The following is a 17,827-nucleotide window of genomic DNA, read 5'->3' on the forward strand; positions in this document are numbered from 1 at the left end:
TTACTATGCACGAGTTAAATATTTGTTATACACATTTCATGCCAACATGTGTTTCACGATCGTGAAAGGATATCATTTGAAAAAATAAATATTATTGTTATTATGGATTGAGAGATTCAGTGAAAACTGCGATCTTAATTGTAGAGAAAAGGAGTAATGATGAATGTTAAACATATTAATGGTTAACTTTCCGGCAGAAGGACATGTGAACCCTACGATCGGGATGACGCAAGCCTTTGCAGCACGAGGGGACCAAGTACATTACATTACAACTGAGAAATACAAGGACAGACTCGAAGCCGTTGGAGCAACGGTTCACCTGCATACCGATCTGATCAGGACTGCTTCTATTGATTCCAGTACTCCGGCTGGGTTGAGTGCATTTATGAATATTCATATTCAGACTTCGATGGACATATTAGCAATCACTAAGCAACTGTCTGAAAGCACTGATTTTGACTTTGTATTCTATGATAGATTCGGAGCTGGCGAGTTAGTTAGAGACTATTTGAAAATCCCTGGTATTGCTTCATCCCCATCTTTTCTGATTTCAAAGAATCGGATGGCTACCAATCTCTTTCGCTCTAATGGAAAAGAGCCATTTCAACTTGATGAACAGGCCACGACCTCACTACAGCTCATGAAAGAAAGATTCGGTGTTGCTCCCAAAGATATGGTTCAATTTATGAACAATACAGGGGCTCTAAACGTTGTATACACCAGCCGATATTTCCAACCAGACGCTGACAGCTTTGGTGAAGAGAATCTCTTTATTGGTCCCAGCTTCCCAGAACGCAAAGGGGAAAATTCATTTCCTTTGGACGCACTACAAGATAAAAAAGTTCTGTATATTTCGATGGGAACGGTTTTGGATCATGTTGAGGACTTTTTCAACACCTGTATTGAAGCTTTTTCCGATTTTGAAGGTATCATCGTGATTGCAGCTGGCGAGAAAGCTGACTTTACGAAAATCAATCCAGCCCCAGAGCACTTTATCATCTCGCCCTATGTTCCCCAATTGGAGGTACTACGTCATTCAGATGTATTTATTACTCATGGTGGAATGAACAGTGTGAATGAAGGGATTCACTTTAATGTACCCTTGGTTGTACTGCCTCAGGACAAGGATCAGCCCATGGTCGCGCAGCGGTTAACAGAACTTCAGGCTGGCTATCGAATAACCAAAGACCAAATCAATGTCCAATCGTTAAGAGATGCCGTAGATGAGGTAATGTCGAACGCGGCGTATAAAGAGGGCGTACAAAAAATAAATGATAGCTTCCAGCAATCTGGCGGTACAGAAGAAGCCCTCGCAAAAATTGATGCCTATCTTCAAGATAAGCTTGTGTAAATCACACGATTACAATTCTACAAAAAACAGGAGCCCTGACCATCAATGGTCGGGTTCCTGTTTGTCATGCATTTCCTATGTGGATATATCCCACTTCTGGAACGAAGCAATCGTACACTTTCCGCTCGCGAACGCTCGAATGCCCGTAGATTCCACTCCCGGATACACTCTTCCTGTGAGGACGTATTCACCATCGCCGATGAATATTTCCACCGAGCTTTTATCGACAAAAACCCGAAGCTCCAGACGGCCCTCGTTTAAGCCCACAGGCACTCTTCTCTCCCCGCCTGGGCCTATACCGGCACGTTCTCGGTTGAAACGGAACAGACCGTCATCGGGACGGTACGACAGTACAGTCTCCTCTTCACTACCCACCCGCAGTTTCAAACCGAATTCATCGGTGTTACTGGCCTCAAACTCAAATACGACCTTCAGTTCGTAGCTATCTCCACGCGCGTCCATAATCTGCTCACCTGTCAGTAAGATATCCCGCTGCTCGAACAGATTGCATCGGTAATTCTTTACCTCTTCAAGCGGACGGAACAGCAGCCTGGCGCCGTCGATAACCACTTCCCGCGGAAGACTCATCGCCCCAGCCCAATGGTGCCCCTGCTGGGTCGGCATCTCCGACTCCCACATATCCATCCATCCGATGACGATACGCCGCCCTTTATCATCCAAGGTTGACTGTGGGGCATAGAAATCGAATCCGTGATCCACCTGAGCATACCGCTCTGCCGTAAATGTTCCTTCAACGGAATTGAAATCACCTATACCGTACATGGTGGAATGCAGATTGCGGTAAGCCTCCCCCTGTGCAGGCATGCGCTGCGGGGACAGCATAAATACGTGCCGACCACCGAGCGGGAACAGATCCGGGCATTCCCAATTATCGCCAAAGCGTCCGTCACTCACGGCTAGTACATTGACATACGTCCAGCTTTTCAGGTCTTCAGAACGGTAAAGCAGTACAAGTCCGTTCCCTTTCGCATCATTAGAACCGAGAACGGCGTAATATTGACCTTCGTGTCTGAACACCTTAGGGTCACGGAAGTCTTTACGGCTGATCGTGTCCGGTATGGCGTCATAACCGATGACCGGGTTGCCCTCCCACTTTTCGAACGTTACTCCGTCTTCTGATACTGCGATTCCCTGCGACTGCTTGTAATCCTGATCTTTGTCAGGCCCGGTTACAACATGTCCGGTATACATCAGGACAAGCTTCCCGTCCTGCTCAATCGCACTGCCGGAGAAGCAGCCATCCTGGTCGAACTCACCGTCCGGTGCCAAAGCGATCGGCAGATAATCCCACTTCATAAGATCGCGGCTGACTGCATGTCCCCAGTGCATCGGTCCCCATACTGATTTATACGGGTAATGCTGATAGAACAAGTGATACTGCCCGTTATATTGAATGAAGCCGTTCGGATCGTTCATCCAGCCGAATTCAGCCATTAAGTGGTAGTTCAGGCGATAATCCGGCCGAAGCATATGCTTCGATTGGGAAATAAATTGATCTGCACGCTCTCTCGTATACGCTTTAGTTTGTTTGATAAAGCATCCTTCCCCTGCAGTTATTTAATCGAACCTTGCATAACACCCTGAATAATATACTTCTGGGCGAACAGATAGATGATAATGATCGGAAATATCGTCAGTACCAAACTTGCCATCAATGGACCATAATCCACTGTATAGGTTCCATAAAAGTTGTACGTGGACAATGGAAGTGTCCTTTGCTCCGGATCGACCAGAATGAGGGAAGGCAGCAGAAAATCATTCCAGATCCACAGCACATTAAGAATGGAAATGGTGGCCGTCGTGGGCATCAGTACCGGAAACACGATCCGGAAGAATGTCTGAAACCGCGTGCATCCGTCAATTAGCGCCGCTTCCTCCAGTTCCTTTGGAATACTCTTTACAAAACCATGATAAATGAAGACGGCCAGCGAGCTGCCAAAACCGATATACATATAAATCAGCGACCACTTACTGTTCAGCAAATCAAGGGACCCGTAGATTTTCACCAATGGAATCATGATAGCCTGGAATGGAATGATCATGGATGCAACCATCAACATAAATATATATTGGTTGAACTTGGTATTGTTTCTGACAAAATAATGAGCCGTCATCGCCGCGAACAGTGAGATAAACAGAACACTTAACACCGTTATGACCAATGAGTTGGTGAAGGCAGCGATGTAATTCATTTTATCGAATGCATTCATATAATTGACCATACTGAAGCTCTCTGGAAGCGATAACGGATTTGAGGTGATGGCCATGTTTTCCTTGAACGAATTGATCAGCAGAAAGACGAACGGTACGATGAACAATATGAGTATGACTGTCAACACAATGAATTTGATCACGGAGGAAGCAACTCTTTTTCTTGTCATTACGCCTCCACCTCCAACTTCTTGCTAAAATAAACCTGAAGCAGAGTGATGAGAGCAACCATCAGGAACAACACGAATGCTTCTGCCTGCCCCACACCATAATCACGGGAAAGGAATGCCTTTTCATACACATGCATCGACACCATTTGAGTACTGCTGAACGGCCCACCTTTCGTGAGCGCAAGGTTCACGTCATAGACCATAAAACCGCGCTGCAGGGACAAAAATATACATACGATGAAAGAAGGAACCATCAAGGGCAGCACCATTTTCCGCAGTCTGGTCCAGCTGTTCGCCCCATCAATGCTTGCGGCCTCCATAATATCATTCGGCACACCCGTCAATCCCGCGATGTAAATGACCATCATGTAACCCGCGTTCTGCCACACGGTTACAATCACGAGTGCCCAGAACGCTTTGTCGGGATCAGCCAGCCAAGTCGTGCTGAGCGACTGTATGCTGGCATGTTGTCCCAAATAGACAAGCACGTTGTTGAATATAAACTGCCATATAAAACCGAGTACAATGCCGCCGACAAGGTTGGGCAGGAAAAATCCCGCCCGGAAAATACTCTGTCCTTTTAACCCTTTTGTCAGCACATAAGCCAGCATAAAAGCGATCACATTGATAAGAACAACGGTATAAAACACATACTTAAGCGTCAAGCCGAACGATTTCCAAAACTCAATATCTCTAAAAACAGCCAGATAGTTTTGGATGCCTACCAGCGATAGTGTGGTGGAAATACCATCCCAGTTTGTGAACGTCAGATAGATGCCATACAAAAATGGAATAATCATTACCGTTATGAAGGCAAACAAGGTTGGGCCGGTAAACAGTAGCCGCGTCCGCAGCCGGTTCCATACTCCTTTTTCCGTAATCATGATGATCCCTCCCTTTGTTCCGGGTTTCTCTCTCTATTCCAGGTAATTTGAAAATAACCTTATTTAACCGTTTTCCAGTAGTTTTCGATTTCTTTAACCAGTGTTGCACGATCGCCCTGTTTCGCCAGATACTTTTGCATGGAAGATCCTGTCTTGGACCAGTGGTCGGCAGGCAGCATGCTCATCGACTGCTCTGACTTGCCTTTTGCAATATAATCCTGGATGGACTTGCCAAGCGGGTCGGCCGCAGGCAGTGTAATATTTTTGAACGCCGGGATAATGTTCGCTTGGTTCACGAGGAAATCCTGGCCTTTCGCATCATATACGATCCAGTTCAGGAACTTCTTCGCCGCCTCTTGCTGTTCCGGAGTAGTCTTCTCCTTGTCAATAACAATGCGCTTGGATACAGCAGACGAAATCTCCTGATTGCCGTAGTCATCGGCATTGTTGCTGATTGGTACAGGCAGAAAACCATATTCTTTGTTAGCGGTATCAAAACTGTTGATTTGCGGCCATGCCCAGTTGCCCATGAACCAAATGCCAACTTCACCTTTGCCGAGCAGTTCCGGTCCGCGTTCATAAGTTCCTGCTAGCGGAGAAGCCTGATCGATATTGTATTTCATCATGACGTCAAATGTATCCATAAGTCCGTTAAATACAGGATTATTAGCCAAGTCCGCCTGGCCCGCTTTTAGTGACGCCATGAATTTGTCCACTTCAGCCATGTCTTTGTTCTGGCCTGCATAAGCAAGAGGCAAATAATGAGCGCCCAGGGACCAGTCCATTGATGAAATCACCAGTGCTTTCTTTCCGGATGTCTCGATTTGCTGAAACAGTTTTTCAAGGTCATTTCGGGTTTTAATTGTGGTGGGATCAAAGCTTCCGCCTACCGCTTTATCTACAACGGCTTTGTTGTAAATGAATCCGTAGCCTTCAACAGCCAGTGGAAACGCGTAATTTTTACCATCAAATGTCGTAGCAGTGGTAGCGTTTTCAACAGTGTCCGCATTCCACTTTTCCCCACTTAAATCGAGGATACGGTCCTTGAATTTCTCAACATCACCTGTATCTAGCATGATCATGGTCGGCGGGTTTCCTGATGCATACAATGCGGAGGCACGCTCAAAAGGAGAACCACCAGTCGGAACCGGCTGGATTTCAACAGTAATGCCCGGATTGTCTTTCTGGAACGCCTTAGCGGCTTCCTCCAGCTGTGGAAGGATTTCGCCTTTGGAGTTCAAAAGCGTAATTTTCACATTTTTTGAATCCCCTGATCCCCCTCCAGAAGCCGAATTACCTTCTCCTCCGGAGCCACTGCATGCAGACACCACCATAACCAAAAGAAGCAGCATTACCATCCATTGAACTCTTTTGAATTTCCTCATTGTTGTCATCCCCTTATTTATATAATGGCTCTGAACACTTAAATAAAACGCTTACAAACGGATTATATGTCAAAGGTTTAACTTGTGTCAATCGTTTGACATGTTGAATTTTTAACATGTACTAAAAAAAATCTGTTCCCCTTGTTAGAGGAACAGATTTTCATTCAGGTCGTTGCACGCTCAATTAGTTCAACAGGCAGCAGATTGACAGGTTGTACCTGCTCCCCTTCCGCCTGCCTGCGGATCAGCTCGACCGCCAGTCTGCCGATGTCTGCAATCGGCTGTCTTACCGATGTAAGTTCCGGCGTCAGCCAGGAAGCAACGCTTACATCATCGAAGCCTACAATGCGCACATTCTCTGGCACATGCCTTCCAGCGCGAATATATTCTTTCAGCGCAAAAGCGGCAATAATATCACTTGTTGCGAACACTCCATCCACATCCGGATGTTCATGAACGAGTTTTGAAATGATTCGCTCGTACTCCTTCTGATCGAACACATTCAAGTCTGTTTGAACGATCACATGCTCGACACCATTCCTGCCCACGACATCCCGGAATGCTTTGGTCCGCTCATTGGATAGCATGTTCAGCTCCAGATTTCCGCAGATATGCGCAATTTTCTGACAGCCTTTGCGAATGAGCAGCTCCGTAGCCAGCTCGCCTCCGCGATAATTATCCGAGGATATGTAAGGAATATACGGGTCGATCTGCCTATCAAACGTCACGATCGGTGAATTCAAATGTCGGTACTCTTCTACTTCTAATGTATGGCTACCCATAATGATGCCATCCACCCGGTTCCGCTTCAACATATCGATATATACTTTTTCCTTCACGGGATCCATATGTGAATTGCACAGCAGGACCTTGCAGTCATGCTGATAGGCATAATACTCGACCTGATTGGCAAGCTCACCGAAGAAAGGATGCGAGACATTGGGAATAATAAGGCCAATAATATTGGACTGCTTACGTAGCAGAGATCGTGCTATTTCATTCGGTTGATAATTAAGCTCCTCCATTGCGTCAAACACTTTTTTGCGTGTAGTTTCGCTGATATATCCTCGGTTATTCATTACACGGGATACTGTAGTGACTGACACGCCCGCTTTTAATGCTACATCATGAATTGTCGCCATATTAACCTCTTCCCGCACAAAATAAATACATACAAACTATACTCTCTCCTCATCATTTCAACAACCTTACATAACGGAAGGCCTCAAAATGGCCGTAAATGTTAGGTGACTGAACTTTGCAAATCCAAAATTAAAGGTCACAATTGCTCTAAACCATAATGATAGCAAGGCCCCCTTAAAAAGGTCTTGCTATCTTTTCTTTAACCATCCTTCTTGGATTCAACTTCCCCGCCGGACGTAAAGGCTCTGGTTATCGGGGTGAGTAGCGTAGCGGCCCAGCGGTGCATTTTTAAACCACAACTTGATAAAATTTAGTTTTTTTTAAAATTATGTTTCAAGCGTTAAGTTTGCTATAGTGTACGCCTCAATTTCAAGCTACAATGAAGATACCAAATATGGAAGCGTTTTATATTTTTCCGGTAAGCCGGTCAATACTTGAAATAATGTATCATTGTCAGCCGTTTCTTTCATGTTTGGTCAATCTTTTATGGAGGTGTAAAATGAAGAAGAAATCTTGGTTTACTTTACTGGCAACTGGAATTGTCTCTCTGTTTTTTTCGGTAAGCGTTTATGCGGGGAATGTTTTTTGGGAACCACTTAATGGTTTCAATTCTGGTGCATGGCAAAAAGCGGATGGATATTCCAATGGGAACATGTTTAATTGCACTTGGCGTGCCAATAATGTCAATTTTACGAACGATGGCAAAATGAAGCTTGGCTTAACAAGTTCTGCGTACAATAAATTTGACTGCGGAGAGTATCGATCGACGAACACTTACAGATACGGCTTATACGAGGTCAGCATGAAGCCTGCTAAAAATACAGGGATCGTATCTTCCTTTTTTACGTATACGGGACCTACTGATGGCACGCAATGGGATGAAATAGATATTGAATTTTTAGGCAAAGACACGACAAAAGTGCAATTCAACTATTATACAAACGGGGTCGGTGGTCACGAGAAGATTGTAGACCTGGGCTTCGATGCATCAAAAGGCTTTCACACCTATGCATTCGATTGGCAGCCAGGATACATTAAGTGGTATGTTGACGGGGTTCTAAAGCATACGGCAACTACAAACATACCAAGCACGCCAGGCAAGATTATGATGAATTTATGGAATGGCACTGGCGTTGACGACTGGCTAGGTTCGTATAATGGAGCGAATCCGCTATACGCTGAATATGATTGGGTAAAATACACGAGCAATTAGCCCGTAGTACAAAAGCAGCCCTGTAGTGGCTGTTTTTTTTGATGATGCATTGATTCAGCCATGTTCCGGCCATGAAGAAAATCGCTGGAAATCTATTCAGAGCTGGCGACACCGATGCGCAACTTGAATATAATCAGGTATTTAATAAATCCCCAGTTTAACCCATATGTTTGCGGGTGGTTAGCATTTCCTGCTTCAATTACTTTAAAGATACCAATATAGGAAAGGGGTCATGTAACTCCAATCGGTTTATAACTCAGGAACCAACTTTAATGAAGGGAAGTCAGACAACAAGTATTACGTTTGAAGGAATCATCCCCGATTCAGCTTCAAGTTCAAGCTTATATTGCTGTCCATTCCACCTTAGGATACTCACGCTCGCGTTTTCTATTTTCTTTCCTGACCATATACTGCTTATTGACATCTGCTTAGCGACTCGCTTTGATACATTAACATGTGCCTTTCAAGGCTTTTTGGACGTTGGCTTCAATTATGAACAGGCTAGCTTAGGTTTGAAATATGTCCCTAGCAATTCATTGACCAGTAAAAGTATGGATGATATAATCATAAAAGGAAAAAATCATTGGTATAGAGCCCTGTGTGAATGGGCTTTTCTCATAGTTTCTTTTGTAAGCGCGTACAATGATTATTTTCCATATATACCACGGAGGAGGCGATCAAAGAATCCATTTTATCAAAATAAATGTCTTCTTTTTTTTTTATTTTTAATGCAACCGGTTGCATTATCTATTCCACTAAATATTATCAGGAGGTTGTTAACTTGCTAGGAAAAAAAACTGGGAGTTTTATTTCTTGGTTGATTATTTTGTCGCTTTGCTTCAACTTCTTCGGTTTACCCGGCGTAGCTTCGGCCAGTAGCACCGATTATACAGCCACCTACACGAATTCCACAGCGACTACCCTTCCCTCTACAACCGCTTCGATCACGTCTACCGTTACCGCAACGTATGCACCTACCACAATACCTAAATCAACTCAAACTGGGTTAACGGTTCACTTTAAGAAACCTTCAAGCTGGAATTCAGCGATTCGAATCCATTACTGGAATCTGAATCCGACAACCGTTCCGATAAGCGGAGCGTGGCCGGGAATCCTGATGAAGTCGGATGGAAACGACTGGTACAGCTACACCATTGCCGAGGCCACAGGCTCAAGTCTCATCTTTAATGACGGTAGCGGCAAACAGACGGCCGACTTGTCCCGCAGTGTGAAAGAGGGCTGGTATTACACAGATAACACATGGTATGATACCAGCCCGGAAATGCCTAAAATTCCGGCGATTTCCGCCTCTCCTGTACCCAAAACATATGATTCGTCCCAATCGGTGACGCTTTCCAGCACCAACAGTGACGATAAGATTTACTATACGATAGACGGCTCGACACCTACGACATCCTCTACCTTGTATACCTCTCCAATCCAAGTTGCTTCCTCTTTGACCATTAAGGCCTTCGGTGTCAACTCAATCGGTCAAACTGGAAATGCATCCTCTTTCGCTTATATGATTGACCTGAATTCAGATCTGCAAGCTCCGACAATCACAGCGAATTTGCCTACCAGACATTCCGATTCCTCTGTGACTGTATCCTTCAACCTAAATGATAACAAGGCGGCAACGACCAAGGCATACTACACGGACGATGGTACGGAACCAACCATAAGCTCGAAAGTATATATCCTCGGCAACGCTATGGCCGGATTGACCGGACCGTCCATCCTTATCTCCAAGACCACGACATTAAAATTTCTCGTTATAGACGGCGCTGGCAATCAAACCAAACAAAGCTTTGTTTATAATATTGGAAATAAAGGTGATTTTCGGGAAGATACTATTTACTTCGTGATTACTTCCCGGTTCTATGACGGTGATTCGAGCAACAACATGCACGCATGGGATGATGCCAAGGCGCGTAATCCGGATTCGGACCCGGCTTGGAGAGGGGACTTTAAGGGGCTGATTCAAAAGCTCGATTATATCAAAGCCCTCGGATTCAGCGCCGTCTGGATTACACCTGTTGTGCAGAATGCCAGCGGTTATGATTATCATGGTTACCATGCAATAAATTTCGCCAAAGTAGACCCAAGATATGAATCGGCGGGAGCTTCTTACCAGGATTTGATCAATGCGGCCCATGCCAAAGGGCTGAAGGTTATTCAAGACATCGTTGTCAATCATACCGGTAATTTCGGTGAAGAGAATCTGTACCCCATGTTCAAGAAAGATCCGGCTAAACCGGATACGGCTAACAACTTGGTGAAAACTACGGATAAGCTGCCGTCAAACTATGATACTATGACACCCGATCAGCAGTATCAGGCAAGGCTCGCTTTAATGAAGAACGCGGAAACGAACAATAACATTTACCATACAGAGAAAAGCCTCTCCTGGGAATCCTATACTGTTCAAACTGGTCAGATAGCGGGAGATTGCGTGGATTTGAACACGGAAAACCCTGCAGTTAACGAATATTTAATTGATACCTACAATCACTATATAGACATGGGTGTTGACGCTTTCCGTGTCGATACGGTGAAGCATGTGAGCCGGTATATTTTCAATAAATACTATATTCCTGCCTGGAAGACAAGAGGCGGCTCGGATTTCTATATTTTTGGAGAAGTAGCCACCCGTTACAGAGATGTCTGGAACAGTGGAATTCCGGCGATCTCGACGCCATTCTATACTTGGAAAAGCTCGAAATCGTATCCGGGCGATGGAAAGAATGATTACGCCTCCAATAAAGTGTCGGTTGAACAAGAGTGGGCGGACAACTCTACTACAGCAGGACAGCCAACCTCGAACAATGCTCTCTTAAACGGAAATACCTATCATACGCCTGACTATTCAATGAAATCGGGCATGGATGTGATTGATTTTCCGATGCATTGGGCATTCAAGACCGCGCAGGAAGCATTCAATATGAGAAGTGGTGATCAATACTATAATGATGCTACCTGGAATGTAACCTATATCGACTCGCATGACTATGCGCCCGACCAGGCTCCGGAAAATCAAAGATTTGCGGGCACACAGGACACTTGGGCCGAGAATCTCGATCTGATGTTCACCTTCCGCGGAATACCCGCTATCTTCTATGGTTCCGAAATCGAATTCCAAAAGGGGGCTGTCATTGATCCGGGTCCAAACGCACCACTAAGCAAAACGGGACGGGCTTATTACGGCGATCACATGGAAGGCAGTGTTACAGTACAAGATTACGGCAAATACACAAATGCTACCGGCACACTTGCGGAATCGCTCAACCATCCTCTGGCAAAACATATCAGACAGCTTAATTTAATCAGAAGAGCTGTTCCCGCCTTGCAAAAAGGACAGTATTCCACAGAGAATGTAACGGGCAATCTGGCGTTTAAGAGAAGATATACCGACAGCGCCAAAGGCATTGACAGCTTTGCATTGGTCACGATTTCAGGAAACGCCACATTTACCGGAATTCCGAACGGAACCTATGTGGATGCGGTGACTGGTAATTCCAAAACCGTTACTGATGGCAAGATTACCCTGACATGCTCCGGCAAAGGAAACGCAAGGGTATATGTATTGAATGGCAGCGGTGGAATTGGAGAAACGGGAACCTATCTGAAGTAAACGGCAGTATGTCTTAGTTAACTGAAGCAACCTCAGTTCGGTATTGCACCGTGCTAAGGTTGCTTCCAATTAAAAAGTATATCCAAGAGAGAGAGTCAGGATATTGCTCTGGACTAAATTTTTAACGGATGGGGAGTGAACCAAGATGCACCAACGACAGCTTCTATGTGCGTACATTCCTCCGTATATTTAATGACCAACAACCATCAAGTATTAACGGGTTCTGACCGGTCATCCGGATATGTTCTACCGCATACAACGGGTACAAGCGTTAGACCAAAAGTACCTAAAGCATATGATAATTGAGGATGTCCTTCATGAATGTATAATGCTATTGCCATAATAATGATAGGCAAAACTGTAATACAATCATTATAGTTGTTTCCTCCATTTGCATTGTATTTCACACACGTTTCTTTAACAATTCTTTCAGCTGTGTGTTCGGGTCAGCAAAAGACTGAATAATCTCCTTTATACCTTCTAGAACGTTTTTTGAAGTTGTTAGATACAAATCTATTACTTCCGCAGGCCAGCTGTTAAAGTTGGCCGTGATTTTTATAACTTCTGTTCTTAAAGAAAAAGCACTTAAATTATTAGGGTCTAATCCCGCATTATTAAGCAAATGGGTCAATCCATGCACAAGTTCTACTCTTGAGCGATCGAGATTTTCAAAAGGATTGGAAATATCTAATATATCCCTTAGCTTAGGGATAGCCCAGGTGATTTGTATAAATTTAACCCACGAATTTTTCCTTCTAAGCAACGATTTTGATTTGAATTACGGATATGAGATTATAGGGGGTGTAAAAAACGCCGGTGACCTTAAGCAGGTGACCGGCGTTTTCATATTAGCGTTTCGGCATTTTGCTCTCATCCATGTACAGCAGGTTCCAGCGGTGACCGTCCAGGTCGGCAAATCCTGCGCCGTACATCCAGCCGTCAATTTCACTCGGTTTGCCAAAGATGTTTCCTCCGGCAAACTCTACTTTTTGAATAAAGGCATCTACTTCTTCTCTGCTTTCAGCGCCAATGGAAAATATTACTTCTGCGGTATGGGAAGTATCTGCGATTTTTGAACCTGTAAATTTCTCAAACGCCGCATCCGGGAACAGCAGAATCGTTGTTTGGCCTATGGCAAGCTTGGCTCTCTCGTTACCAACGCTAGCCGCATGGAATCCAATCTCATTGAAAAAGGCAGTTGACCTCTCAACATCTTTGACCGGCAGATTAATCCAGATCTCCTGTGACATGGCTGTAGCCTCCTGGAATATATTTTCAACTACTCCTACTATACTCTACTTCTGGCAGCAGAAGCGAATCTTATAAAAGAAACCGCAAGGTATCGATCTAGCCAAGAATGGATTTCGCATCAAAGTAATGACTCTCTTACAACAATTCTGCACTCTTCAAGTTCTTCGGGATCCGTATCTAGGTAAAGAAGCTTCCAGTCAGTTGGGTATATTGAATGCGCATGCCGATAATGGATACCCAAAGGTGTCACTGAAGCAAAATCATATATTTTCAAAGAATCTGATTTTAGGGGCATCATCGTTCTTCCCTTTAGCTTATAACTATATTTATTGGTAATAAGATTTTTTATATTCACAAAACAATAAAATATCCGAGTATCAATAAACCAAATACGATTCAGTCAAGAATATATTCAACTCTTCATGCGTAGCTAGAGCTTTCACACTGAATTCCGTCTTCTAACCGAGATGAGGGGCGCTGAAGCTTAATCATGGAGCTTGCAACTGGAGCACTTGCGTAGGAAGCCCTGTTCAACTTTAACGGTGGAGAGTCTTAGCGAAAGAATCTCCATTTCAAGTTATTACTTAGTTATACAAATTCTTTAGATTTTCTTTAGAAATATACTCATTAATTCCTTAGTTTTTTTTATTATGCTTTCTGAAAGAAAAAGAGAGAAGTTCAAAATGGTCAGTAATAACTTAATAAATCTAATTAACACTATGCCTATCTATTCTTATTTCGCCCTCTCTCTGAGTTCTTTTAGAATACAATCCCATATGAAACTACATCTAGTATCCTCGTATCTGGCCCACGGTAAGGATGAAGCGTACGTAGCCACAATAATTGAACATAAACCCGCTTGTATACTCCCATCAACAATGCCGATCGTACGGAGTTGTTCATAGAGATTGCGCTAGGTGTAATCATCACACAGTACCCCGCAGGCAGCTTATTCACAGCCACTGCTAACTGAACCAAGTAGTTTGCTTGCCAGGCGGATATGGAGGCTATACTTAACCTGCTAGTTTGTTTTGCTGACGCTATTTGTCCTAGCAACGCAGTTTGAATGAAAATGCTAACGGTTTACTGCTGGGTTCCTCCCCAAGAGTACTGATGGCTTGGGTCACGGATGAAGATCTCCTTCATTTACTGGATCTAATTAACCACCGACCCCGAAAATGTCTGGATTGGAGGACCGCTCACGAATCTTTCACAGAAGTCCTGTCGCATTTGGTTTGACAATCCGTCTTGTATTAAAAATATTGCTATTATTTTGTCCGAAGGTGGAGTCGACGACACAATGAGAGAATTGCTTCGAAAGCTTAAAATTTTACAGCTATTTTTGGCTTTGTACCGTGCTAAAATTATTAGGATACTGATTCCTGTAGCTATTTTAGTCATTATCTATGTATATGGAAGACACGAAATTCAGAATATTAACTTAGCTAAAATTATTCATGAATTACGCATGATGCCCGTTCATGTCGTTATTCAATTGATCATTGCTTCTTTTATAGCGGTATCTGTAATGAGTACTTATGATTATTTAATACGAAAACAATTTAAGCTTGATATCAATTGGAAAACGGCTTATCGATATGCATGGATAGCCAATACATTTAATAATATGATTGGGTTCGCTGGTCTTACCGGTCTAGGACTACGTACATTACTGTATAAGAGAAGTGGCGTTCCTATGAAAACAATGGGAGCTGCTGCACTCTTTTTATCGCCTATCGTATTAGTCGGTCTATCTTTACTTGGCTGTCTTGTACTGGTCGGTGTTTTTCCTGTAGAACCTATTTTTGAACAACTTCCTTGGCTTCGTATCGGTGTATGGGGAGTTTCATTGTACTTACCGTTCTTCCTATTAATGCAACGATCTTCCCTGTTCGCCAAATGGTTTCATAAGGGCGATGGCAAGTTACCTTGGAAAGTAGTCATCGCTTCTCTAGGTTCCTCTGTTCTAGAGTGGGCTTGTGCAGGGGCATTATTTTGGTTATTCACTTTTTATGATCTGAATCATTTACCGTTTGCCCCGGTATTCGGTGTGTATATTGTAGCAGCAATTGCAGGGATTATTAGTATGGCGCCAGGTGGTATTGGAGCATTTGATCTGATCGTGTTGCTTGGACTTCAGACATTAGGTGTTGATCCATCACGTGCACTAACGATTTTGTTATTGTTCCGCATTTTTTACTTTGTAGTTCCTTGGTTGATCGGTCTTGTGCTAGCTACGTTTGAGATGAGTCCGAACAGTAAACAAATGCGTGAAATGATTACAACTAGTCTGGACGCTTCACGTAACACATGGGTCAAATTCTGGGGCTGGCCTTCTCATTTCGGTCTACTTAGTGATCTAGGAGCATGGGCGCTTGGAAAGTTAGTATTCACCAGTGGTATCATATTACTACTTTCTGCGGCTACCCCAGGCCTAATTGCTCGCCTACGTTTTATGGAACATGTGTTATCTTTACCTATTATGCGTTTTTCAGAACAGTTATCTGTGACTATCGGTATTATGCTTATTGTCGTATCACGTGGTATTTCAATGCGTACTCGTCGCGCTTACATATGGACAGGAGCATTGTTGTTAGCAGGTGCTATCTTCACATTTGCCAAAGGGTTCGATTACGAGGAAGCTATTATTTTACTTATTGTTGCATTGGTGCTATGGATATCTCGGGCTCGATTTAACAGTGAAAGTGCTAGTATTTCTTTACGTAGTATCTGGATTTGGGCGTTCCTTGCTTTTATCTCATCGTTATCGTATTACGTTATTGGTACACATATTCATCCAGCTATTTTGCGACATCTACCAATGCGTGCTCAACAATGGTTTTTGAACCCGCATGAATATGCAGTGACGGCCCTTGTTGGATTAATCGGTGCTTTAATTTTAATGGCATCTATATTCACATTACGCCCGCATCGCTACACAGGAATACGTCCAGATGAGGCGGGTATAGAGAAATTAACTCAATTTATTGCCAAAGAAGACGGTAATCTTTTGACTCATCTTCTCTATCTAGGAGACAAAAATTTTTATTGGGCGCAAATTGATCAAATTTTAATTCCCTATTCTCGAGTGCGTCACAAATTAATTGTACTTGGCGACCCAGTTGGTAATAAAAATCTTGTCTCTGCTGCGATTCAAGAATTTCAGAGGTATGCGGATCAGTATGCATTAACCGTTGTTTTTTATCAAGCAACACCTGAATATCTATCGATCTATCATGAGAATGGTTACAAATTCTTCAAACTAGGCGAAGAAGCTTTGGTTCCTCTAACTACATTCACATTAAGTGGGAAAAGTAAGCAGAACTTGCGAACTGCTAAAAATAAATCAGATCGTGAAGGTCAAATATTTGAAGTGCTTGCCCCACCCTATCATTCAGAATTACTGTCTGAATTACGTCAGATTTCGGATGAGTGGCTAGGCGATCGTAAAGAAAAAGCTTATTCTTTAGGCTGGTTCAACGAAGCGTATATTCAACGCTCTCCCTTAACATTGCTTCGTAATGCTGAGGGTCACATTTTGGCTTTTGCAACATTAGCTCCAGCTTATGACCAAAATAAAGTGATCTCAATTGATCTGATGCGCCATTTGAATGATACACCGAATGGAACGATGGATGTGTTATTTGTACGTATAATTGAATGGGCAAAAGAACAAGGTTATTCTTATTTCAATTTGGGTATGTCTCCTCTCTCCAGTGTGGGTGAAAATCAGAATGCGCATCGTGAAGAAAAATTAGCTCGGCTGGTGTTCCGATATGGTGGGCACTGGTATGGATTTGAGGGATTGCGCCGTTACAAGGAAAAATTCTCACCTGAATGGCAAGCAAGATATTTAGCTTATCCGGCAGGTATGACACTTCCAATGCTTACGCTGGATCTGGTCCGACTGGTATCTCGTCGTCCAGAACAAGTAGAGCTTCTTTAACCTTCAGAATAAATTCTTTGGATAGGCTACAGTTACGTGGACTGAAAAAATGAGGGCAATAGAATGAAAGCAATTATTTTTCACGGCTAGATATTCAGAATTCCTTCACATCCTAAGGTGGTCACTTGACCACCTTTTTAATGTTTTGACTCAACTATTCTACCTACACTCTTCTAGACATAAAAAACGTGGTTTATTGTATTAGATAACAGATAAACTAGAGGTATTGGTTGGATCAATAACAAGATATTTAAGGATCAGAGCTTGAAAAAAAAGCTCTTTTAGCAAAAAGAATACTGTCAGTCCTACTGCTTATTAGGTTCTTCCCAATCAGTTCATGAAATATATCTTAATTTAATATGTTTAGAAGCTCTGTACAGCGACGACTTCACGGCAGCTTCGCTCTTGTTTAAAATTTTAGCTGTTTCTTTTATGGAGTATCCTTGGACTAGGCGCAATTCGAGTACAGTCCTTTGCTCGTCATTACTTACCATCAAAAGAATTCGCTTGACTTTCTCTTGAATTACAAAATCGAGGGTATCCCAGTGATAATCAAATAGTTCTCTATGTGAAGAGTATTCTCTCATCTTTTTTCGTTTTCTTAATACATCTATAGCAAGA

The 17,827-nt window shown here is 43.2% G+C and carries 12 protein-coding genes; 4 read left to right on the top strand and 8 right to left on the bottom strand.

What is annotated here, in order from left to right:
• The first annotated feature begins 163 nt into the window (after window positions 1–163).
• Window positions 164–1,351 carry a macrolide family glycosyltransferase gene (locus tag ACM1ND_RS23285; RefSeq protein WP_068938298.1) on the top strand — a complete coding sequence of 396 codons (1,188 nt, stop codon included), beginning with the start codon at window positions 164–166 and terminating at the stop codon, window positions 1,349–1,351.
• 75 nt (window positions 1,352–1,426) lie between these two features.
• Here ACM1ND_RS23285 and ACM1ND_RS23290 read toward each other — a convergent pair whose 3' ends face one another.
• From ACM1ND_RS23290 to ACM1ND_RS23310, 5 genes are all read right to left on the bottom strand, one after another.
• Window positions 1,427–2,842 (bottom strand): glycoside hydrolase family 32 protein, encoded by a 1,416-nt coding sequence (locus ACM1ND_RS23290; protein ID WP_068938299.1) that lies wholly within the window; start codon window positions 2,840–2,842, stop codon window positions 1,427–1,429.
• A gap of 83 nt (window positions 2,843–2,925) precedes the next feature.
• Window positions 2,926–3,753: a carbohydrate ABC transporter permease gene (locus ACM1ND_RS23295; protein WP_068938300.1), complete on the bottom strand. Its 828-nt coding sequence runs from the start codon at window positions 3,751–3,753 to the stop codon at window positions 2,926–2,928.
• Window positions 3,753–4,637 carry a carbohydrate ABC transporter permease gene (locus ACM1ND_RS23300; RefSeq protein WP_029519358.1) on the bottom strand — a complete coding sequence of 295 codons (885 nt, stop codon included), beginning with the start codon at window positions 4,635–4,637 and terminating at the stop codon, window positions 3,753–3,755. Before ACM1ND_RS23300 ends, ACM1ND_RS23295 begins: the two co-directional genes overlap by 1 nt.
• Window positions 4,638–4,696: 59 nt before the next feature.
• Window positions 4,697–6,022, bottom strand: a complete 1,326-nt coding sequence (locus ACM1ND_RS23305) for an ABC transporter substrate-binding protein (protein WP_418026604.1) — start codon at window positions 6,020–6,022, stop codon at window positions 4,697–4,699.
• 164 nt (window positions 6,023–6,186) lie between these two features.
• A complete protein-coding gene (locus ACM1ND_RS23310; RefSeq protein WP_023990435.1) occupies window positions 6,187–7,164 on the bottom strand; it encodes a LacI family DNA-binding transcriptional regulator in 978 nt (325 codons plus the stop codon).
• Between the two features lie 500 nt (window positions 7,165–7,664).
• On the opposite strand from ACM1ND_RS23310, the gene bglS reads away from it, so the two are divergent.
• Together bglS and ACM1ND_RS23320 are read left to right on the top strand one after the other, a co-directional pair.
• Window positions 7,665–8,378, top strand: a complete 714-nt coding sequence (bglS, locus tag ACM1ND_RS23315) for a beta-glucanase (protein WP_023990437.1) — start codon at window positions 7,665–7,667, stop codon at window positions 8,376–8,378.
• Window positions 8,379–9,159: 781 nt separating this feature from the next.
• Window positions 9,160–12,009, top strand: coding sequence for an alpha-amylase family glycosyl hydrolase (locus tag ACM1ND_RS23320; RefSeq protein WP_110455570.1), 2,850 nt, complete (start codon window positions 9,160–9,162; stop codon window positions 12,007–12,009).
• A 403-nt stretch (window positions 12,010–12,412) separates the two neighbouring features.
• Here the strand turns inward: ACM1ND_RS23320 and ACM1ND_RS23325 are convergent, their stop codons facing one another.
• Together ACM1ND_RS23325 and ACM1ND_RS23330 are read right to left on the bottom strand one after the other, a co-directional pair.
• Complete coding sequence (locus ACM1ND_RS23325; protein WP_023990439.1) at window positions 12,413–12,649, bottom strand: hypothetical protein; 237 nt, start codon at window positions 12,647–12,649, stop codon at window positions 12,413–12,415.
• 208 nt (window positions 12,650–12,857) lie between these two features.
• Window positions 12,858–13,259 carry a VOC family protein gene (locus ACM1ND_RS23330; RefSeq protein ID WP_071558210.1) on the bottom strand — a complete coding sequence of 134 codons (402 nt, stop codon included), beginning with the start codon at window positions 13,257–13,259 and terminating at the stop codon, window positions 12,858–12,860.
• A 1,301-nt stretch (window positions 13,260–14,560) separates the two neighbouring features.
• Between ACM1ND_RS23330 and mprF the strand changes: the two genes are divergently transcribed.
• Complete coding sequence (mprF, locus tag ACM1ND_RS23335) at window positions 14,561–17,206, top strand: bifunctional lysylphosphatidylglycerol flippase/synthetase MprF (protein ID WP_418026605.1); 2,646 nt, start codon at window positions 14,561–14,563, stop codon at window positions 17,204–17,206.
• A gap of 335 nt (window positions 17,207–17,541) precedes the next feature.
• Here mprF and ACM1ND_RS23340 read toward each other — a convergent pair whose 3' ends face one another.
• Window positions 17,542–17,793, bottom strand: coding sequence for an RNA polymerase sigma factor (locus tag ACM1ND_RS23340; protein WP_418026606.1), 252 nt, complete (start codon window positions 17,791–17,793; stop codon window positions 17,542–17,544).
• Window positions 17,794–17,827 lie beyond the last annotated feature (34 nt).

Source organism: Paenibacillus sp. JJ1722 (assembly GCF_048282685.1).
Taxonomy (GTDB): domain Bacteria; phylum Bacillota; class Bacilli; order Paenibacillales; family Paenibacillaceae; genus Paenibacillus; species Paenibacillus polymyxa_B.